This is a genomic window from Providencia sp. PROV182 (assembly GCF_028480325.1).
Taxonomy (GTDB): domain Bacteria; phylum Pseudomonadota; class Gammaproteobacteria; order Enterobacterales; family Enterobacteriaceae; genus Providencia; species Providencia hangzhouensis.
The window spans coordinates 49,239-70,572 of the sequence record NZ_JAMPOL010000012.1 but is presented as its reverse complement, the minus strand read 5'-3'; the positions used below and the strand labels follow the sequence as shown (position 1 = coordinate 70,572).

General features: G+C 39.7%; 17 protein-coding genes. 6 read left to right on the top strand and 11 right to left on the bottom strand.

Going from position 1 to position 21,334, the window contains the following annotated elements; translation table 11 throughout:
- Window positions 1–102: 102 nt before the first annotated feature.
- Window positions 103–1,218, top strand: a complete 1,116-nt coding sequence (ydiK, locus tag PR834_RS10860) for an AI-2E family transporter YdiK (RefSeq protein WP_004263767.1) — start codon at window positions 103–105, stop codon at window positions 1,216–1,218.
- 706 nt (window positions 1,219–1,924) lie between these two features.
- Here the strand turns inward: ydiK and ppsA are convergent.
- On the bottom strand, window positions 1,925–4,303 hold the full coding sequence (gene ppsA / locus PR834_RS10855) for a phosphoenolpyruvate synthase (RefSeq protein ID WP_272536652.1): 2,379 nt from the start codon (window positions 4,301–4,303) through the stop codon (window positions 1,925–1,927).
- Between the two features lie 261 nt (window positions 4,304–4,564).
- Between ppsA and ppsR the strand changes: the two genes are divergently transcribed.
- From ppsR to PR834_RS10830, 5 genes are all read left to right on the top strand, one after another.
- On the top strand, window positions 4,565–5,428 hold the full coding sequence (ppsR, locus tag PR834_RS10850; RefSeq protein WP_004263762.1) for a posphoenolpyruvate synthetase regulatory kinase/phosphorylase PpsR: 864 nt from the start codon (window positions 4,565–4,567) through the stop codon (window positions 5,426–5,428).
- A 123-nt stretch (window positions 5,429–5,551) separates the two neighbouring features.
- The gene (locus tag PR834_RS10845) at window positions 5,552–6,601 is read left to right on the top strand and encodes a 3-deoxy-7-phosphoheptulonate synthase (RefSeq protein ID WP_272525189.1); all 1,050 of its coding nucleotides are present in this window, start codon (window positions 5,552–5,554) and stop codon (window positions 6,599–6,601) included.
- Window positions 6,602–6,968: 367 nt separating this feature from the next.
- Window positions 6,969–9,113: a TonB-dependent receptor domain-containing protein gene (locus PR834_RS10840; protein WP_196724790.1), complete on the top strand. Its 2,145-nt coding sequence runs from the start codon at window positions 6,969–6,971 to the stop codon at window positions 9,111–9,113.
- Between the two features lie 115 nt (window positions 9,114–9,228).
- Complete coding sequence (locus PR834_RS10835) at window positions 9,229–10,278, top strand: hemin-degrading factor (protein WP_196724789.1); 1,050 nt, start codon at window positions 9,229–9,231, stop codon at window positions 10,276–10,278.
- A gap of 630 nt (window positions 10,279–10,908) precedes the next feature.
- A complete protein-coding gene (locus PR834_RS10830) occupies window positions 10,909–11,280 on the top strand; it encodes a helix-turn-helix domain-containing protein (RefSeq protein WP_004910390.1) in 372 nt (123 codons plus the stop codon).
- 78 nt (window positions 11,281–11,358) lie between these two features.
- On the opposite strand, the gene PR834_RS10825 is transcribed toward PR834_RS10830, so the two are convergent.
- The 10 genes from PR834_RS10825 to PR834_RS10780 form a co-directional block, all read right to left on the bottom strand.
- Window positions 11,359–12,375 (bottom strand): lipoate--protein ligase A, encoded by a 1,017-nt coding sequence (locus tag PR834_RS10825; protein WP_110591611.1) that lies wholly within the window; start codon window positions 12,373–12,375, stop codon window positions 11,359–11,361.
- Window positions 12,376–12,438: 63 nt separating this feature from the next.
- A complete protein-coding gene (locus PR834_RS10820) occupies window positions 12,439–12,924 on the bottom strand; it encodes a C40 family peptidase (protein ID WP_036958662.1) in 486 nt (161 codons plus the stop codon).
- A gap of 82 nt (window positions 12,925–13,006) precedes the next feature.
- Window positions 13,007–13,414, bottom strand: a complete 408-nt coding sequence (gene arnF, locus PR834_RS10815; RefSeq protein WP_004263744.1) for a 4-amino-4-deoxy-L-arabinose-phosphoundecaprenol flippase subunit ArnF — start codon at window positions 13,412–13,414, stop codon at window positions 13,007–13,009.
- Window positions 13,411–13,758, bottom strand: a complete 348-nt coding sequence (gene arnE, locus PR834_RS10810) for a 4-amino-4-deoxy-L-arabinose-phosphoundecaprenol flippase subunit ArnE (protein ID WP_004263742.1) — start codon at window positions 13,756–13,758, stop codon at window positions 13,411–13,413. Before arnE ends, arnF begins: the two co-directional genes overlap by 4 nt.
- Window positions 13,755–15,413, bottom strand: coding sequence for a lipid IV(A) 4-amino-4-deoxy-L-arabinosyltransferase (gene arnT / locus PR834_RS10805; RefSeq protein WP_004263740.1), 1,659 nt, complete (start codon window positions 15,411–15,413; stop codon window positions 13,755–13,757). The genes arnE and arnT overlap by 4 nt, the downstream gene beginning before the upstream one ends.
- A 7-nt stretch (window positions 15,414–15,420) precedes the next feature.
- Window positions 15,421–16,314: a 4-deoxy-4-formamido-L-arabinose-phosphoundecaprenol deformylase gene (gene arnD / locus PR834_RS10800; protein ID WP_004263737.1), complete on the bottom strand. Its 894-nt coding sequence runs from the start codon at window positions 16,312–16,314 to the stop codon at window positions 15,421–15,423.
- Complete coding sequence (gene arnA, locus PR834_RS10795) at window positions 16,314–18,299, bottom strand: bifunctional UDP-4-amino-4-deoxy-L-arabinose formyltransferase/UDP-glucuronic acid oxidase ArnA (protein ID WP_272525190.1); 1,986 nt, start codon at window positions 18,297–18,299, stop codon at window positions 16,314–16,316. The genes arnD and arnA overlap by 1 nt, the downstream gene beginning before the upstream one ends.
- Entirely contained in the window at window positions 18,299–19,291 is a 993-nt protein-coding gene (gene arnC, locus PR834_RS10790; protein ID WP_004263733.1) for an undecaprenyl-phosphate 4-deoxy-4-formamido-L-arabinose transferase, read from the bottom strand. The genes arnA and arnC overlap by 1 nt, the downstream gene beginning before the upstream one ends.
- Entirely contained in the window at window positions 19,291–20,436 is a 1,146-nt protein-coding gene (gene arnB, locus PR834_RS10785; RefSeq protein WP_096863957.1) for a UDP-4-amino-4-deoxy-L-arabinose aminotransferase, read from the bottom strand. The genes arnC and arnB overlap by 1 nt, the downstream gene beginning before the upstream one ends.
- Window positions 20,437–20,555: 119 nt before the next feature.
- Entirely contained in the window at window positions 20,556–21,332 is a 777-nt protein-coding gene (locus tag PR834_RS10780; RefSeq protein WP_272536651.1) for a vitamin B12 ABC transporter ATP-binding protein BtuD, read from the bottom strand.
- Window positions 21,333–21,334: the final 2 nt, after the last annotated feature.

Below are 21,334 nucleotides of genomic sequence, written 5' to 3'. Positions count from 1 at the left end.
ATCACAATATTGTTTTTTTTAACCGTGAAAAAAAATTACGTTATTTTCACCTAAAAATTTGCCACAGACACAGAATTTTCATTTGTAAAGGACCAGTCATTAATGGAAAAATCGCAAAAACGCTTGGATCTTCCCAAACTTATTTTCGGCCTATTATCCATCGTTTTAATGATAGCAGCCTGCTTTTGGGTACTTAATCCATTTATTCTTGGCTTTGTATGGGCTGGAATGATGGTAATTGCTACTTGGCCACTATTATTAAGACTGGAAGCTCGCTTATGGCATAAGCGCTGGTTAGCTACATTGGTGATGGTTCTTCTTATATTACTGCTGTTCGTTATTCCATTGGGTATTCTAATTGGCAGTATCATTGAAAATAGCACACCACTTATTGATTTAGCGAAATCGCCGTCAAGCTTAACATTGCCTGATTTAGAATGGCTCAATACCATTCCAATGGTGGGTGAGAAAATTTACTATGCATGGCATAGCTTAGTCGCCAGTGGGGGGAATGCTTTACTTGCTAAAATTCAACCCTATTTTGGCCAAGCTGCTGGCTGGTTTGCTACACAGGCCATTAGCGCAGGAAGATTTGTTTTTCACTTGATGCTAATGCTGCTATTTAGTGGATTGCTCTACCTTAAAGGCGAATCTGTCATGGTTAGCATCCGTCACTTTGCGGTCCGTCTCGCAGGGATCCGTGGGGATGCTGCCGTCGTGTTAGCGGCACAATCTATTCGAGCTGTTGCCCTTGGTGTAGTCGTCACCGCGCTAATTCAAGCCATCGTCGGAGGAATTGGACTTGCCTTGTCGGGTATTGGTTATGCGGCCATCTTAACTGTCTTACTGTTTATATGTTGTGTGGCGCAATTGGGGCCTCTACTCATTATGGTGCCATCCGTCATTTGGCTATTTTGGACAGGTGATACGACATGGGGAATTATTCTTGCTATATGGGCCGCCGTTGTTGCCACTATGGATGGCGTTCTTCGCCCATGGCTCATTAAAATGGGGGCTGACTTACCAATGGTTCTGATCCTTGTTGGTGTTATTGGTGGAATTTTATCATTTGGCATGATTGGTTTGTTTATTGGCCCTGTTGTATTAGCCGTTTCATATAGCTTATTAAAAGCTTGGATGAATGAGGTTGCAGTTCCAAGTGAAGACTTAACAGAAACTGAAAAATTTCTAGAAGAAGAGTTTTCGATTAAAAAGTAGTGCGCAGTTGATTAGTAGCAGGCATGTTCAAGCAAGACATGTCTGCTAACTTAATAAGTATTGCTCCATTAATATTTAGAAACAATATTTAACATTCTAACGTTAGTATTTAGTCTAATTTATGTTAACATAAATCTATTGAATTAATTCTCTTTAAGTAACAATGAGTAATATTAATATTGAGAGTGTTCTTAATGATTGTATAATATGAATAGTTTAATATTCTATTATTGAATCATATGGATATAAAAAGCTATGCCCCTCCCTTTTTAGGCGTCGCTTTATTTAACTGAATTGCTGTGTGTAGTCTTTGCCTGTCAGCCCATGATAGGCTTTTTTTTATCTTCATTTAATATGAATATTATTCATATCGTAATCAGAACATCACTTTATAATTATTGATTAATATCAATTTTTGACATAACTAGCAGTTTTCATACTCCTTTAGCGTTATATAATTAAATAAATTTCGTTATTTCTATTTAAGGTATATTTTCTGCCCAAACTAAATACACAAAATAAGAGTAATTATATTCTTTTTTTATTTATATCTAAAAAGTATTATATGAATATTTATTTAGAACTGTTTGCTATCAACCTATTAATAATAGTATTAATCAATTTCTGTAATAGGTAATTTTAATCAAATAAATGCGAAGGCTGAATGTTATTCACATTCAGCCTTGATGATTAAAAAACGAGATAACTATTGATTCTCAGCTATCGTCAGCCATGTTTGTACCACGGTATCTGGATTCAAAGATAAACTATCAATACCTTCATCTACCAGCCATTGAGCAAAATCTTGATGGTCGGATGGCCCTTGACCACAAATACCTACATATTTGTTTTGTCGTTTTGCAGCCTGTATAGCCATAGATAACATGGCTTTTACCGCATCGTTTCGTTCATCAAATAACTCAGAAACAACACCAGAATCCCTATCAAGACCTAATGTTAACTGAGTCATATCATTCGAACCGATAGAGAAACCGTCGAAATGTTCGAGGAATTGATCTGCCAGTAAAGCATTTGATGGAATTTCGCACATCATAATGACTTTTAGACCGTTTTCACCACGTTTCAAATCATGTTTAGCCAGCTCAGCAACTACAGACTCAGCTTGTGCAACTGTCCGCACAAATGGGATCATAACTTCAACATTCGTTAATCCCATAGTGTTGCGAACACGTTTAACCGCTTCACATTCTAATGCAAAACAGGCACGGAAACTGTCAGATACATAGCGCCCTGCACCACGGAAACCTAACATTGGATTTTCTTCTTCAGGTTCATAAATATCCCCACCGACTAAGTTGGCATATTCATTAGACTTGAAGTCAGATAAACGGACAATAACGCGTTTTGGCCAGAAAGCAGCGGCTAGAGTAGAAATCCCTTCGGTTAATTTACCGACATAAAATTCAATCGGGTCATCATAACCCACCATCATTTGGCGAATTTCTGCTTGTAACTCAGGAGATTGCTGATCAAATTCCAGTAATGCCCTTGGGTGAACACCAATCATACGATTGATGATAAACTCAAGTCTAGCTAGACCCACACCTTCATTAGGTAAGCAAGCAAAATCAAATGCACGGTCAGGGTTACCGACATTCATCATGATTTTGACATCTAGATTTGGCATATCACTCACTTCAGAACTGTGAATTTCAAACGCCAGTTTACCTTCGTACACAAAGCCCGTATCACCTTCTGAACAAGAAACTGTCACTTCTTGGCCTTCTTGCAAACGGTCAGTCGCATCACCACAACCCACAACCGCAGGAATGCCTAATTCACGCGCGATAATCGCAGCATGGCATGTACGTCCACCACGATTCGTAACAATCGCAGCGGCTTTTTTCATGATAGGCTCCCAATCAGGGTCTGTCATATCGGTAACAAGTACATCACCCACCTGAATTCTATCCATTTCACTCAAGTTATGTATGACTTTAACAGCCCCAGAGCCAATACGATGACCGATTGCACGTCCTTCAACTAAAACTTGTCCTTGTTGTTTTAATTGATAACGCTCCATCACTTGTTGATTAGAGCGAACGGTTTCTGGCCTTGCTTGGACAATATACAAACGCCCATTATGACCATCTTTTGCCCACTCAATATCCATTGGGCGACCGTAGTGCTTTTCAATCTGTATAGCTTGGCGTGCAAGCTCTTCCACTTCGAGATCAGTTAAAGAGAAACGATTGCGTAGTGCTTCTGGCACATCTTCAATTTGTACTTGTTTACCGTGCTCTTTACTGTTGGCGTACACCATTTGTAATTTTTTAGAGCCCAGGGTACGGCGCACAATTGCAGGACGGTTATTGGCTAACGTTGGTTTATGGACATAAAACTCGTCTGGATTCACGGCGCCTTGCACCACCATCTCACCTAAACCATACGCAGAGGTAATAAATACGACTTGGTCGAAGCCCGATTCAGTATCAATCGTAAACATAACACCCGATGAGGCTAAATCTGAACGTACCATGCGTTGAACGCCCGCGGACAGTGCTACACCGCGGTGGTCATAACCTTGGTGAACACGATATGAAATCGCACGGTCATTAAACAATGAAGCAAAAACGTGTTTAATCGCAACTAATACAGCGTCAATTCCTTGAACGTTAAGGAATGTTTCCTGTTGCCCTGCAAACGAAGCGTCAGGCATGTCCTCAGCAGTTGCCGATGAGCGGACAGCAAATGAAGCTTCCGCTTCACCTTCTGACAGTTGTGCGAAAGCATCACGAATATCTTGTTCCAACTCCTTCGTCAATGGTGTATCAATCACCCATTGACGGATCTGAGCACCTGCTACAGCCAGTTGGTTCACATCATCAATATCCGTTTCATCTAGCAGGTTATAAATGCGTTGATTTACACCGCTCTGCTCCAGAAAATCATTAAACGCCTGTGCGGTTGTCGCGAAACCGTTAGGTACGGATACTCCCAGATCAGATAAGTTAGTGATCATTTCACCGAGAGAAGCATTTTTGCCCCCGACACGGTCAACATCATTCATCCCTAATTGGTTATACCAAAGTACATTACACGGAGTGAGGCCATTTGTGGACATTGAAAGCGATCCTTTTATAGCAATTTAGTGACAGAGTACAAATCGTAAAAAATCTCGTTGGCGAAATTTCGCCTCGTGAAATAGACTAGCACAGACGCTAAGAGAAGATGGACTGGTGAATCGTTCCATCACTGAAGAAAACTTTTTTGTTCTAAAAATCGTTCAAAAAATGGCTATAGTTTCCCCTATAAACTAATTTTTAAACTTTAAACAAAGATAATATTTCCCAATATCCAGTGATAAATACAATAGAGACGAATAATGATGAGCGAATTAGGAGCAATGAATAATATGGTAAGCCAAGTTCAACGTACTGTTTTTTTTATTTCTGATGGAACAGCGATAACCGCTGAAACTTTGGGACACGCCGTACTTTCTCAATTTCCTCTGTCATTTATTTCTTATACTCTGCCGTTTGTAACAAGCGAAGCTCGTGCACATGAAATTAAGCAAAAAATAGATATTATCTTCGAAGAAACCCAGTTGCGTCCTTTAGTGTTCTATTCGATTATCTCCCCTGAAGTTAAGCAAATCATTACCCAGAGTGCAGGTTTTTGCCAAGATATCGTCCAAAGTCTAGTCGCCCCAATTCAGAAGGAAGTCGGCCTAGAACCTGAGCCAAAACTCAACCGAACCCATGGCCTATCTATGCAAAATATGAATCAATATGATGCACGTATAGCTGCTATTGAATACACACTGGCTCACGACGATGGGATTTCTTTACGAAATTTAGACCAAGCTCAAGTGATACTAATTGGTGTTTCACGTTGTGGCAAAACGCCAACAAGCCTCTACTTAGCGATGCAATTTGGTATCCAAGCGGCAAATTACCCATTTACGGCTGATGATATGGATAATTTACAATTACCTGCAGCATTACGCCCATATACACATAAATTGTTTGGTTTAACTATTAGCCCTGAACGGCTAGCAGCTATCCGCGAAGAGCGCCGTGAAAATAGCCGTTATGCATCCATAAGGCAATGCCGTATTGAGATAGCTGAAGTGGAAGCTTTATTTAGACAAAATAAAATCAACTACTTAAATACAACTAACTATTCTGTTGAAGAAATTTCAGCAAAAGTGATTGATACCATGGGCTTACAAAGACGAATCTTTTAATGAATACAAATAAAAAAAATATTCATTCCTGCTAAGTTGGAGGTTGAAATTAAGCCATATTCGTTTATTGTGATCTTAATCACTTATAGGGCATATGCCTATTAAAGTTCTTTGAGAAAGAAAATGCACAAAACTGATGAATTACGTACTGCGAGAGTGGACAGTTTAATTACCCCACAAACTCTTGCTGATGAGTTTCCTATTTCCCAAAAAGTCGCTGAAAACGTGACAGCGTCACGAAAACGCATAGAACAAATATTATCCGGCCAAGACCCACGTTTACTGGTCATTGTCGGCCCTTGTTCCATTCATGACATTGATGCCGCTATTGAATACGCTAAAAGACTAAATGTGTTAAGAGAGTGTCATCAAGACCGTTTAGAAATCGTCATGCGGACTTACTTTGAAAAACCACGTACTGTCGTTGGTTGGAAAGGGTTAATTTCTGACCCTAACCTCGATAATTCTTGCCAAGTCAACACTGGTATCCGGTTAGCTCGTAAATTATTGATTGAAGTTAACCAGTTAGGGTTAGCCACGGCAACCGAATTCCTTGATATGGTCACGGGCCAATATATTGCCGATCTCATTAGTTGGGGAGCAATTGGCGCTCGCACAACAGAAAGCCAAATCCACCGTGAAATGGCATCCGCATTGTCCTGTCCTGTAGGTTTCAAAAATGGCACCGACGGCAATATTAATATTGCTATTGATGCGATAAGAGCTGCAAAGGCGCAGCATATGTTTTTATCGCCGGATAAGAATGGCCAAATGACCATTTACCAAACCAGTGGTAACCCGCATGGCCATATCATTATGCGTGGCGGTAAACAGCCTAATTACACGGCTGGTGACTTAGCAGCAGCCTGTGACAAACTGCGTAAATTCGAATTACCAGAGCATTTAGTGGTCGATTTCAGCCATGGTAATTGCCAAAAAATTCATCGTCGCCAACTCGAAGTTGCACGAGATATTGCGGAGCAAATAAAAGATGGCTCGACCGCTATCAGTGGAGTGATGGCAGAAAGCTTCTTAGTTGAAGGCACACAAAAAGTGGTTTCTGACCAACCGTTAGTTTATGGCCAATCTATTACCGACCCATGTCTTGGCTGGGAAGATACCGAACAACTTATTGAAATTCTTGCTCAAGCTGTTGAGTCACGCTTTAAATAAGCCAAATCATTCCAATTTTTTTATTATGAGCCCTTTAGTGAACATAGAAACTAAAGGGCTTTTATATTTACAAAAAAAATAATTATCATTTAATGCATAATTAAATAATATAATAATCTAATTAATAAAATAAATACAGAATTTTAATCCAAAAAATCCTTGACCCACCTCGCACCAACGATAATAATTCTCACTACAAACTAATTTATCCGTTAGAACTTCTGTAGCCTAGCCCATTATTCGCTACGACATTACAGGGCTAAATAGTTCTAATAAATAAATGAGTTACATAAATATTTATTGCATGCCACCCAGATTATTTATCCAGGCAGCCAGCAAATTCTGAAACCAAAGGAAAGGATTTCCTATGCTGTTTAAATCGATGCCTGCATCAATCCATCAAGATCATAAAATATCACTCTCAGCTATTGCTGCCACCGTTGTAATGACCGGGTTTAGCAACACCGCTTTAGGTGAAAACTTATCGACTACAAAAGCGAATACCCGCGACATTATTCACGTTTCGACCTCACCTCTTAGTTTAGAAAATATCGCTGTAGCAGAACAAGTCGATGTAATTGATGCAAAAGCGCCTGAATATCAATCTGCGACATCCGCCTTAGATTTACTAAAAGGCCAAGCTGGAGTATTTGTTTCTGGTTCTAATAGCACTTATGGCCAGGGCATTCAAATGCGGGGTTATGATTCACGAGGTGTTAAAGTCACCGTTGATAATATCACCCAAGACTTTTATTCCGGCTTATATGAAGCTACATTTATTGACCCCACCTTAGTAAAAAAAGTCTACGTCCATAAAGGCGCATCATCTGTACATCATGGCGGCGGCGCGTTAGCCGGAGTCGTATCATTCAAAACAATAAATGCAGCTGACATATTAAAACCAGGGCAAAAAATCGGTGGTCAGGTCTTTAGCGGTATTAACCGTAATGATCACGGTTACTATGCAGGTGCAACGCTATTAGGCAGAACTGAATCAACAGATACTCTGTTTACCTATAGTCAACGTAAAAAGCACCTACTCGGCTCACCCGAGTTTGAAGAGGTTGATAATACTGAACAGCTAAGCAACTGGATGCTCAAAAGCAGCTGGCTTGCCCACCCTTCATATAACTTGACGTTACAATTAAAAGAATACCGCAACAACAGTTTAGGGGTAAAACAACCCGCTAAACCTTCAGAAAAAAATAGATATCCAAATACACCGCATGAAAGACAAAGCCATCAGCGAGATGTTGCCATTAGCCAATTTTTTACACCCAAAAATGAGGTAAATTGGCAAGCCCAGTGGGATATTTATTATACAGATTTATATTTAGATCAAACTGATACAGTTAAGGTCAAGAGCAAACCAAAAGAGTATGGCTCTGAAACGCGAAATCAATATACCTATGGGACTAAATTTACTAATAGCTTCACTTTACCTATGTATAACTGGGTGAATCATCATATTCAAAGTGGTTTCGAATATTATCAGCAAAAGCAAACGTCAAATCAGTATGCAATAAGTTATCCACCAGCAGAACTTGATAACCTGTCTGGCTGGTTAGTCAATGACATGACATTGCATCAATTACCGTTAACTTTATCAATTGGAACGCGCTTTACACAATACCGTGCATCGAGGAATAATTTCCCTGAAAATAAACATATCAACTTGTCATCCCGTATGGCTGTTAGTATTACTCCAACCCATTGGCTCAATCTTTACTCATCATACGCTGAAGCATACCGTACTCCACGTATGTCCGAGCTTTATAACAATTCAAACCATTTCACTATACCCTTTTTTGGCACTCCCTCGAACTTTCGTCCATCGCCTGATTTACGTCCAGAAACGAATAGAACCCTCGAAACAGGTATAAAAATCAGTTTTGATGGGGTATTTATTGATAATAGCGACCTTCAATTCGGTTCAACCTACTTTAAGACCAAAGCTAAAAACCATATTGCCCTTGAAGGTCTTTATACGCCAAGGTATGGCCAATGGTTCCCAGATGAACTTTATTATATCAATATCCCCAGCGCATCCATTTATGGCATCGATAGCTTTATAAGCTACAGAACACGGTGGTTTGAGTTAAATATCAATCACAATAAAACCACAGGTAGAGAAGACGGCTCACATTATTCTCTTTCGTCTATACGTCCTGAAACACTAACGGCTCGATTCAATGTACCGGTTGCTAGTACTGGCTTTACTCTAGGTTGGATAGGGGAATTCTCTGCAAGAACGCAACTTCAAGGTAACGATAAATATAAAAAGTGGCATCACAGATCTGATAAAGGCTTAGACCGCTATCATAAAGAAGTCATTCAATATGCGGGCTATAGCATTCATGATTTCTATGTGAATTACCAAGCAGATCAATTCATAAAAGGGTTAAGTTCGACTCTCACAATGAAAAATGCATTTGATAAGCCATATCTATCTTCCACTGGCGTACCCCAAGAAGGTCGGAACTTTTATCTCAACATGAATTACAACTGGTAGTTAAGTAGTAAAAAACCATGTTATCAACTGATTTTATTAAATTTATCAGCAGTATAAAAAATAAATCAGTTGATAACTTTTCACTATGTCTTTTAATTTTATTAAGGAAAAATTTGTGAATTCAAACCTCTATAATGATTACCTGCAAGCTAAGAAAACGCACTCTGATAAGCACTCCCAAGAAATAGCGGCCTTACTTGGCGTATCAGAGGCCCAACTAATTCATTGTCGTGTCGGTAAAGATAATGTTCAACGATTGGTCAGTAAACCTGTTGATATCTTGCAAGATTTAACCACAATAGGAAAAGCTATAGGGATCACTCGTAATCAGTACGCTGTTAGTATTCAAACGGGTGCATACAATAACCCAAAATTCAGTAACCACGGTGGGCTATTTCTAAACCCTAAAGCATTAGACTTACGCATGTTCTTTGCGCAGTGGAGCTCAGTTTTTGCACTCACTGAAAAAATGCCAGAGGGAACTCGCCACAGTATTCAATTTTTCGATAAATATGGTGATTCGTTACACAAGGTCTTTTCCACCGACAACTCTGATATAGCTGCTTGGCAAGCCATGATAGAGCGCTACAGCACATCAGAGAATCCGCCTATCGAACCTAAAACAATTTCGCCATTTTCAGAACAAAAAATTAGCGAAGAACTCGCCTCTCAATTAGAGCAACAATGGCGTGAGATGACCAATGTTCATCAGTTTTTTGGTATATTAAAGAAACACAATTTAAGTCGTCAGCAAGTTTTTCGTGTCGTTAGCCAAGAATTAGCATGGCAAGTCCCTACTACGGCTTTATCTGAATTACTCTCTCTTGCATACCATGCAAAAAATGAAGTTATGCTCTTTGTAGGAAACCGTGGGTGTGTGCAAATATTTACAGGAAAAATAAATGAACTGTCATCACTCTCTGTTGAAAGTTCTCAAACTGATTGGTTAAATGTTTCAAGTACAAACTTTAAACTTCATATCATTGAAAATGGCATTTCTGAGTGCTGGGCCACACGTAAGCCAACTAAAGATGGCTTTGTGACAAGTCTTGAGGTCTTTGATACCCAAGGTAACCAAATTATTCAAATGTATGGCCAGCGTATTGAAGGCACTCCCGAACAAATAGAATGGAGCAAGCAAATTCTTTCGATATCTCGCATATAATAAAAGAATAATAAGAAAGTAGATAATCTGTCATGGTAATTTTCTAAATACTTTTCAATCAGAAATTGTGGTTTGAATTAGACATGAAAATTGCCATAGACCCTTTACCTCATTAATTCACAACAACGATACAAGCCACTTTTTGATATAGAAATAGAATAATCATCCATCTCTCGCATAAAGTATTTAACTTACCGCATATATTAGTTATTCATACTACGAAAACTGTAGTTACAAGCACTTTCAATCATAACAATTACCTCGGAATTTCCTGTTTATTGTTATAGAAATACGATTATAAATGAAGCAATAATATTTCAATTATTTACTTGGTTAATAATTTCGAATAGCTTGAACAATTTTTTTGAACATGATGAAAACTTTCTCTTTTTCTCATCTATAAAAATGACATAAAAACATAGTTACTTGAATTAAAAGAATTTTAAACATACAATATTGAATGTTTAAAATGTTAATTTTTTCAACATCTATTGTACTGATAGTTATTCTCATTAAAAAACCGCACGTTTAGCCTATCGATATATCGGAAAAACAGGAAGAATAGACCCTAATTTCGTGAGTTATTATTAGTTATTAATGAACAATAGCCTACTTGAGTAGGAGGTAAATATGTCAGAAAGTGTAGTCAACGATATTGTTAAATGGCTTGAAAGTCAGTTGCAGCGCAATGAAGGCATCAAAATCGACACAATTGCCGATAAAAGCGGCTATTCAAAATGGCATTTACAGCGTGTTTTCAAGGAAATGAAAGGCTGCACGCTTGGTGAATACGTCCGTAAACGTCGTTTATTAGAAGCAGCTAAATCATTACGTGAAGGCAACTTACCTATTCTTGATATCGCATTGCAATATGGCTTTAGTTCACAGGCGACATTTACCCGCATCTTTAAAAAGCACTTTGATACAACGCCTGCAAAATTTCGCCAATCAGGTGAATTACCTGAATGCAAAAACTTTATGACTTGTAGCTGTCATAACTGATTATTTTAGAACATCCCTTCCTATTAGTTATTTGCAATTTTGAAGTCTATGTCTGAGCCGACTATGTCGGCTCTTTTTTTAACTTAATTCATGCACTAACCAGTTTTCCAAATCAGCTAACTGCTCCTGCAATTGAGGCCATTTTACGGCCATTTGTTTACCTAAAGAGCGTATTGTTTCTGTCTGATATGTTTTACCCGTCAATTGCTCACTTAACCACTCCAAAGGGGATGGGTCTAAGCTATCTGTAAAAAACTGACAGCGATTTATCACGCCTTTTTCGATATCAAAATGAAACTCGATTCCTCCCCAAGAAAAACGTGTATCTGAATAGTGAGTGAACGCTGGTGCTTGCCCAAAATTCCATTCCCAACTACTTTGCTTAGCAAAGGTTTCTGGAAAATTTGGCAAATCAGGTAATCTTTCAGGGGAAATATACTCTGCTTCGACCGTTTCACCGAAGTAATTAAAAAAGCTTTTAATTATTCCCTCACAAACAATTTCATGAGAAATATTAGGAACAAGTTCAGATAAATTAGCTACACGAGAACGCACTGACGTGATCCCTTTTGCCTGTAATTTTTTAGGATCTGGATTCAGGTAATTAGCTAAACGACTTAAATCTGCATTAATCAGCAAGGTTCCATGGTGAAAACCTCTATCTTTCGTTTCTCTGTATGCAGAACCGGATATTTTTCGCGGACCACTTTCTGTATCTAAAACCAAATCATTGCGACCTGAAATTTGTGCGTTAATACCGACCTGTGCTAATCCATCAACAATGATTTGTGTAGAAACTGTTTTATCATATTCTGGCTTTCCCGCCATAAATGTGAAACAAGTGTTACCTAGATCATGAAAGACAGCGCCACCACCACTACTGCGCCGAGCTAAACGAACATTATCTTCTTCCATCCGCCGTGTATTACATTCTTTCCACGGATTCTGAGCGCGCCCTATGACCACGGTATCCGCATTTCTCCAAAGAAACATAACACGTTGGTCGGTTGGCATTTGTCGGAAAATAGTTTCTTCAACCGCAAGGTTAAACCAAGGGTCGTAGGATTCTGAGATGAGTAAACGTACTGTTGACATTGAGCTATCCTTAAAACAAAACTTGCCCTTAAGATAGCATAATCACTGAATAAAATAGTGAATTTAGATACGTCTTGCTTGCCAAAACACTTTTCGCCAATAAACGTTATCCATTGATGAACGAATTACCCCTTTACTCGTTGATGCGTGAATGAATGTATTATCGGTATCGTAAATCCCCACATGCAATCCATTCTCCCCTGAACCTGTTTTAAAGAACACCAAATCCCCTGGCATCAAATCAGATTTATCAATCCGTGTGCCTAATTGAGTTTGATCTACTGTTGTTCGAGGTAACTGAATGGCAAAACGGTCGTTAAATGTGCGATAGACAAAACCGGAACAATCCACACCATTTTGATTCATTCCACCATAATGATAAGGCGTACCATACCATTGCTCTAGCTGGTCTTTTAATTGCGCTATCGTCATGATTGGGTCTGATAATTGTGTTTTTAATGGCGGCGGCGTTCTTTTAACGGATGTCGATGAACAACCAATTAAAACTAAACACAATAATAGTGGTAGGTGTTGTATTTTGATAACCATAAAGCACCTTATTTATCTATCTTATTGCGATAACTTGCTTATATTATAGTGCGTGAAGACTATAATATAAGCAACTAAGAAATTATTCCGTTCTATCACTTGGTGATTTATTGGGCCGGCTAATTAGCCATACCCCTAATAAAATAAAGCCAATTCCAATGGCCTTTAGTCCTGTCGCAGGTTCATTAAACCAAGGTAAGAAAACTGCTAATAAATAAACGAAAACATAGCTTAAGCTAATAAGCGGATAAGCTTTATTCAATGCTATGTGTTTTAAAGCTAATAGCCAACATAACATCGATAACGCATAACAAACTAACCCTAAAAAAATAATTCCTAAGCTAGTAATATTTGCGAGTAACCACTCTAATTGTAGCCAATGCCAGCCAAGTGTGAATGAGGGTAGTTCAACTACCCCGGCTTTTAAGCTCAGTTGAGCGACTGTGACTAATAAAGCACTGCTAATCACCCACAAATAACCCTTGTTCATACGCCGATACTCATTAGCAAAATACCAAACATAATGGCAGCAACCCCTAACCAGTGGTTAAGCCCAGTTTGCTCTTTATAAACAAACTGGCCAATTAAAGTAATTAATACAAAATTAATACTTAACATTGGATAAGCGATACTCAGCGGCATGGTTTCCAATAATTTCAACCAAAACAACATGCCAAGGCCTAGCATAAAAACCGCCAGCACCAGCCACCGAAAGGCTGATGCTGTTTTATTGGTTTTATTACTCTGCCAATTGACGACGGCTTGCTTTTGAGCCACTTGCCCAACGCAGGTCAAAACGCTAACCAGCAATAACAGCAGTAGTTGTGCAATCATTGTTGATGGTAAACCACAATCGCCATACGTGAATTTTTAATGACTTCATCTGGCTTAGGAATATCCGGTAACCCTTCTTTACGGCCTAATAAAAAGACAACAGTTACCTGCCCTTCTTTACGTGCTTTTTCTAGCCACTGTGCAAATTGATCCGGTTTAACTAAGCGATGTTGGCTATCTGGGTATTCCAAACCGTAACTTAGCTCTCCACTACTATTGTATAAATAGATATTGGAATTTTGTGTTTCCCACGCAAGGCCTGCTGCGACCCCAACATTACTTGCCATCAAATATTTGCTATTCATCAGTAAATCATGATTTTGATGAATAAAGTTTTGAGGTAATTTAGAATCGATGGTGTTGTTCGGCAGAGCACTACCAATACACAAACTCACGGCCAAAGAGCACGAGGCTGCCCATAACCAATATTTAGCATTTAATACCGTACATAGGTAACCGATAATCGCCCAAATAGAAAATGCAACGACACCTAACACCATTTTTGACCATTCATCAGGTTCGTATAACGGTTTTTTGATCACCGTGCTCACGACAATTACCGCTATAACCGCAGCGATCCCTAATACAACATTAATGATCCCATTGGCTTTCAATGCTTTCATTTTACCATTACGAACGCAATCAACCCCATACTTCGCCATAAGCAATGCCAATGGCGCCATAAACGGTAACATATACGTTGGTAACTTACCGCGGGAAATACTGAAAAAGATAACAGGAACAACAAACCAGCACAGTAAGAAAAACATATCGGGGCTAGATTTACGTTCTTTCCAGCCTTTCATTATCGCACCTGGCAACAGCCCTGCCCATGGAATAGCGCCAAGAATGATAATTGGAATATAATACCAAAACGGTGCAATATGCTGCGCATCATCTGCTGTGAAACGCTTAATGTGCTCAATCCAAAAGAAATAGTGCCAATAGTCTGGTTCTTGTTTTGCAACCGCCAAAGCCCATGGCAAACTGATAATAACCGCCGAAATTATTGCAAGCGGCCCGTACTTAAGTAACTCAAGGAACCGCTTTTGATAGATTGTGACAGGAAGCATGACTATCACGGGGATCGCAAGGGCTAAAAAGCCTTTAGTCATAAATGCCATGCCACAAGCCAGCCCAAGACAAAGCCATGCCGCTAGTTTAGATTTTACTTCTCTCGATTTCATTGCCCACAAACAACAGAACATGCTTGCCGCTATCCATAAAGACAACATTGGGTCGAGTACACTGTAAGTTCCGATGGAGAATACCAAGAACATTGAGATATAAATGAGGCTAGCAACATAAGCAACGTGGTTATTACGCCACATCATTTTTGCCATACGGTAGACAAGTAATGCACTGAGGAAAATACAAAAAACCGAACCAAAGCGAACAGCAAAATTAGTTTCACCAAAAATCATTTGGCTAATATTGTTTATCCAGTAACCTGCTACTGGTTTTTCAAAATAACGTACATCCAGCATGTAAGGAACAATCCAATCCCCACGCTGTAACATTTCACGGCTAATTTCCGCATATCGTGTTTCATCTGGTTGCCAAAGTAAACGGCTATCCAACGGCAATAAATAGGTTAAGATAAAAAAAAGAGCCAGCAGAGAGGCTCCTACTTTGCTCGCTCGGTTATTCAACATAGGTTGCTTATTCCTCTTCTTGGCAGCCTAGCCAGCCTTCACGCCCAGGGAATGGTGCCCTCACCACACGCCCTTTTGGCAATGAATTCAAATCGTCTGGCAGTAATTCACTCAATGTACAGAATTGGATATCTTCTTGTGTAATTCGTTCCAATAATTGTGAAAATTGTTCCGATTTAGACATCCCTTCCACTTCAGTGTGAATAGTATAAACTGGAATGCCTTGATCTTCTTTAATTGCTTGAAGAATAAAATCATTAAATGCCTCATCACTCACGACTGTTCCCACAACTTCATCGTAAGTCGGCAGTGTTACAGGAATTTGAACTGTCCCTAATGAGCCATCCGCTAAAATTGGCCTAAATGGATATTTACCACGGCAATCACTGTTGTAGTCAAAGTTAAACGTTTGTTTAACTTCCAATACGCGCTCATCGCCTCGCCAACCAGCGACGGCTGAACAAGTCACACGATGCCCAATAGCTTGCTCCAATGCATCAACACCTAGCTTAACCTGCTCTGTCAGTTGCGGTTTGCTCCATTTCGCAACCTTAGCCTGCCAGCCTTGATGATCCCATGCATGTAAGCCAACTTCATGGCCAGCATCCAAGGTTTGTTTCATCAAGTAACCTAAATCCTTAGCAATTTTTTTACCCGGCCATGCTGTGCCCGCTAATAAGATATCTAACCCATAAAGGGATGCTGCATTAGACCTAAGCATTTTCCACAGAAATTTAGGACGCAAAAGGCGCCATAAATGGCGCCCCATGTTATCGGGTCCTACGCTGAAGAAAAAGCTGGCCTGAATATTATGCTCTTTGAGCACTTTGAGTAACTGTGGAACCCCTTTTAATGTACCTTGGTAAGTATCCACATCAATTCTCAAGCCAACTTTTTTCATTAGTCTTTATTACCTAACTCTTCAACAGCACCTTGTAAAAAGAAATCTAATGTTTCTTCAATGGTATCTTTCATATCGATAGTTGGAACCCAGTCCAGTAAACGACGTGCGTTTTCAACACTTGGTTTACGGTGTTCAACGTCTTGATACCCTTGGCCATAATAGCTGCTGCTTTCGATTTCACGGAAACCTGCAAATGGAGGGAATTTTCCACGTTGTGGGTGTTTTTCGAAGCTTTCCAGCAACATTTCCGCTAATTCACGAATACTGGCTTCATTCGTTGGGTTACCGATATTGATGATTTGGCCGTCACACTTACCATCTTTATTTTCGATAATACGGAACAGTGCTTCAATACCGTCTTTAATATCTGTAAAACAGCGTTTTTGTGCACCACCATCAACCAGTTTAATCGGAGAACCTTCAACCAAGTTCAAGATCAACTGTGTAATTGCACGAGAACTACCAATACGCGCAGAGTTCAAGCTATCTAAACGTGGTCCCATCCAGTTAAATGGACGGAATAAGGTGAACTTCAGACCTTCTTTTGCACCGTATGCCCAAATCACTCGGTCAAGTAATTGTTTAGATACTGAGTAAATCCAACGTTGTTTATTGATTGGACCTACGATCAGGCGTGATTCATCTTCATCAAACTCTTTATCATCACACATACCATAAACTTCAGAAGTTGATGGGAAAATGATGCGTTTGTTGTATTTCACACAGTAACGTACAACTTTTAAGTTTTCTTCGAAGTCTAACTCGAAAACACGCAGTGGGTTACGGGTATATTCGATTGGCGTCGCGATCGCAACCAAAGGCAGAATAACGTCACATTTTTTGATGTGATATTCAATCCATTCTGTATGGATGCTAACGTCACCTTCAATAAAGTGGAAACGTGGGTTACCAATAAAACGTTCAATTGCGGAAGAACCGATATCCATACCATAGATATCGTAATTACCGTCTTTTAACAGGCGCTCAGTCAAGTGGTTACCGATAAAGCCGTTAACACCAAGGATCAGAACACGTGTACGACGTTTTACTTGTGCCGTTGGTTTTGCACCAACACGAACATCTGTCACGATACCCATTTCGTTAGCAAGGCGGCTACCTTGCATATATAAACCCGTCTCACTTTGGCCACTAATCACTTCGATAGCACCTTGACCACAAGCGATACGCAGTGGGTCACTCGAAAGTACCGTACCTGCTGGTTTACCTTGGTTATCATCTAAAACGCGTGCGCGCCAAATAACCATTTTGCGTGCACCTAAATAGGTAAACGCACCTGGGTAAGGTTCAGTCACTGCACGAATCAAGCAGTTAACGTCTTTTGCACTGTCGTTCCAATTAATCAAACCATCTTCAGCGGTACGACGACCAAAGTACGTTGCTTGACTTTCGTCTTGTGCAACGGCTTTGTAGCTACCAGTTTCGATTAATGGCAGTGTTTTCTCCAGCAAAACTTCCGCCGCTTCACGGACTTTTGCATGTAAAGTTAGGCTAGTGTCTGTATCGGTAATAACCACTTTTTCTTGAGCAATGATATCGCCAGCGTCGGCTTTAGCTACCATTTTGTGTAAGGTTACACCTGTTTCGCTTTCGCCTTTTAATAATGCCCAATTAATAGGCGCACGACCGCGATATTTAGGGAGTAATGAACCATGTAGATTAAACGCACCTTTAGGCGCGATAGCTAACAGCTCTTCACTCAACATATCACGATAGTAGAAGGAGAAAATCACATCAGGTTTCATTTCGCGAATACGTTCAATCCACAATGGGTGATTAACGTTTTCAGGCGCAAAAACAGGAAGCTCCATGTCAGCACTTAAACGCGCAACAGAGGAGTAAAAGTGGTTTTCATTTGGGTCATCAGTGTGGGTAAACACTGCTTGGATATCAAAACCTGCTTTTTCAAGCGCTTTTAGCCCTACGCAGCCAATATCATGATAGGCAAAAACAATAGCTTTCATTAGTCTTCTTCCTGATTTTTGTCGGATTTCGCATCTGCTCCAACGACTTTTTGAATAAAATAACGGGGTCTCGCGCGCACATCATTGTAGATCCTACCAATGTATTCGCCCAATAAACCCATGGCAACAAACTGTGCACCAATAAACATAAAGAGTACTGCAAACAGCGTGAATACGCCATCTGCGGCCCACTCTGCGCCAAAAATTAAACGCAATGCAATTAACAATACCGCTAATAAAAAACCGCCAGCGGCGATAATACTACCGACAACACTCAATAAACGCAGTGGTGCCGTAGTCAGGCATGTTAATAAGTCATACATTAAATTAATCAGCTTCATAAAGCTGTATTTAGAATCACCAAACTCGCGTTCTGCATGCGCTACATCAATTTCAATGGTTCTACGTGCAAATGTATTTGCTAAAATAGGAATAAATGTACTTCTTTCATGACATTGCAACATAGCTTGAATAATATGACGGCGATACGCACGTAACATACAGCCATAGTCACCCATAGAGCGGCCTGTTGCTTTGGTGATCATCGCATTAATCATTTTAGACGCTGTTTTGCGAAACCAAGAATCTTGGCGATTCGCACGGCGTGTACCAACTACATCATAACCTTGCATCGCTGTTTGCACTAAACGAGGGATTTCCTCTGGCGGATTTTGCAAATCCGCATCCAAGGTAATTACTAAATCGCCATCCGCTTGGTTAAAACCTGCCATAATAGCAGAATGCTGCCCATAATTACGGTTTAAAATAATTGCAATAACGTGGTTTTCTGGATTTTCCGCTGCTTCTGTAAGCATTTGCGCTGAACGATCGCTACTACCATCATCAACTAAAATTAATTCATAAGATTGAGTTAATTGTTTACATGACTTGATAGTACGTTCTAGTAATTGCGGTAAGCTCTGCTCTTCATTATAGACAGGGATTACCACTGAGACTTTTTTTATCTCATCAAATTCATCTGCGTGTGACACTATTTTGACTCCAAAAGAACTGCTTCTACAGCTTTGACAACCCGTTCAACATCTGCATCCGTCATATCGGGAAATAAAGGTAATGAACACAATGTGGCGCTATTCCAAGTTGATTCAGGTAAAACTAATTCAGGGTATTTTTCGCGATAATATTTTTGAGTATGTGCGGCGCGAAAGTGCAACCCTGTTCCAATATCATGCTCTTTCAATTTTTCCATGAATGTATCGCGATCAATTCCACATTCGGCTTTATCGACACGTACCATAAATAAATGATTCGCATGTAAATGTGAGTAGCTAGGTACACTCAACATTTGCAAAGGAGAGTTTTTCAGCAATTCACGATAACGAGCAGTTAGCTCAGCACGACGCTGATTTAATTGCTCTACTCGTGATAACTGCACCACTGCAATCGCGGCATGAATATCCGACAAATTATATTTAAAACCGGGTTCAACAACCTCTGCTTGCGGCTTACGGCCTTGCATTTGTCTATCAAACGCATCAACGCCTAGACCGTGAAACTTAAGCGTTCGTACACGCTGAGCGAGCTTGTCATCATCTGTTGCGACTAATCCCCCTTCCGCACAGGTGACATTTTTGATGGCATGAAAAGAGAAAATAGACGTTCCCTTTTCGCCAATCCACTCATCTTTATAACGAGTACCCACTGCATGTGCTGCATCTTCGATTAAAGCTACACCGGCTTTTTGAGCAATCAAACGCAATGCGTCAAGATCACAAGGAGCCCCCGCATAATGAACTGGGATAATGGCCTTTGTTTTTTCTGTTAACGCTTTTTCTACGGCATCGGGTTGGATCATTAATGTGTCACGATCAACATCAATCATCACAGGGGTTGCACCAAGCAATTCAATCATGTTAATCGTAGAAACCCATGTTTGTGATGGTGTAATAATTTCATCACCAGGGCCAATACCTAATGCCATTAAGACAACATGCATCCCCGCTGTTGCAGAAGAAAGTGCAATCGCATGCTTACAGCCATAACGCTTACAAAAATCTTCTTCTAATTGATGATTCTGTGGGCCTGTAGTTATCCAGCCTGAACGCAGAACTTTTTCAACTGCCTTGACCTCTTCATCACCGATTGCCGGTTTTGAAAATGGTAAGAAATTGCTCATATTGTTTATAGCCTAGTTTTCATTGTGAATAGAATATTCTAGTTAATTATACTTTAACCGAACCTCAACACCTGCAAACATTGCGGGATTATCATGCAAAAATAAGTGATAAAAACACCTTATTGCTTATCCGTTAAATTTATAACCTGCCACACCCGGTGAGATGCACTGTGGCTTAACTTAATTTCAGACATAAATATGTCAGATAAATTTTTTTCTGTCATTATACATTCTGGTTTCCCTACTGCGACTAACTGTCCTTGTTTTATCATCCAAATACAAGATGCATTTTTATACGAATGGCTAAGATCATGACCACTCATTATAACGGTTCCTAAGCAATCACAAAAATATTTAATCCATTTATCAAGCATTGCTTGCTGAATAATATCTAAATTATTGGTCGGCTCATCCAATAATATAAATTTCCCCTCGCATTGCTGTTTATCCCAGACCTGCAAAAATGCTGCTACAATTCGGACTCTTTGCCATTCACCACCCGAGAGTTGGTTAATAGGTTTACTTAATAATGATGTTAGTTGAAAATCGCCACATAAACGCTCAAAAACACCAGCAGAAAACACTGTGTTAGGTGAAAACAGGCCAACATATTGAAAAACTTTGAGTATTGGAATGTAACTAACTAATTGTGAAAGATAAGCACGTTGTTGGCTCAATTGAGCAATATGATATTGCCGTATGCTTCGTCCACCAATTAAAATATCGCCACCTACAGGCAAATAACCGCTTATCGCAGCTAATAATGTACTTTTTCCGGCCCCATTGGCACCCAATATATGAATTTGTTCACCAGCTAGCACTTGAGCTGAAACATTGACCAAGCGTGTATCGATAGTAATATTTTTAATATCAATAATTAATTTATTTTCCATCATTT

Coding starts and splice junctions, on each gene's coding strand:
- ydiK (WP_004263767.1), top strand. CDS start 103: ATGGAAAAATCGCAAAAACGCTTGGATCTTCCCAAACTTATTTTCGGC.
- ppsA (WP_272536652.1), bottom strand. CDS start 4,303: ATGTCCACAAATGGCCTCACTCCGTGTAATGTACTTTGGTATAACCAA.
- ppsR (WP_004263762.1), top strand. CDS start 4,565: ATGATGAGCGAATTAGGAGCAATGAATAATATGGTAAGCCAAGTTCAA.
- PR834_RS10845 (WP_272525189.1), top strand. CDS start 5,552: ATGCACAAAACTGATGAATTACGTACTGCGAGAGTGGACAGTTTAATT.
- PR834_RS10840 (WP_196724790.1), top strand. CDS start 6,969: ATGCTGTTTAAATCGATGCCTGCATCAATCCATCAAGATCATAAAATA.
- PR834_RS10830 (WP_004910390.1), top strand. CDS start 10,909: ATGTCAGAAAGTGTAGTCAACGATATTGTTAAATGGCTTGAAAGTCAG.
- PR834_RS10825 (WP_110591611.1), bottom strand. CDS start 12,375: ATGTCAACAGTACGTTTACTCATCTCAGAATCCTACGACCCTTGGTTT.
- PR834_RS10820 (WP_036958662.1), bottom strand. CDS start 12,924: ATGGTTATCAAAATACAACACCTACCACTATTATTGTGTTTAGTTTTA.
- arnF (WP_004263744.1), bottom strand. CDS start 13,414: ATGAACAAGGGTTATTTGTGGGTGATTAGCAGTGCTTTATTAGTCACA.
- arnE (WP_004263742.1), bottom strand. CDS start 13,758: ATGATTGCACAACTACTGCTGTTATTGCTGGTTAGCGTTTTGACCTGC.
- arnT (WP_004263740.1), bottom strand. CDS start 15,413: ATGTTGAATAACCGAGCGAGCAAAGTAGGAGCCTCTCTGCTGGCTCTT.
- arnD (WP_004263737.1), bottom strand. CDS start 16,314: ATGAAAAAAGTTGGCTTGAGAATTGATGTGGATACTTACCAAGGTACA.
- arnA (WP_272525190.1), bottom strand. CDS start 18,299: ATGAAAGCTATTGTTTTTGCCTATCATGATATTGGCTGCGTAGGGCTA.
- arnB (WP_096863957.1), bottom strand. CDS start 20,436: ATGAGCAATTTCTTACCATTTTCAAAACCGGCAATCGGTGATGAAGAG.
- PR834_RS10780 (WP_272536651.1), bottom strand. CDS start 21,332: ATGATGGAAAATAAATTAATTATTGATATTAAAAATATTACTATCGAT.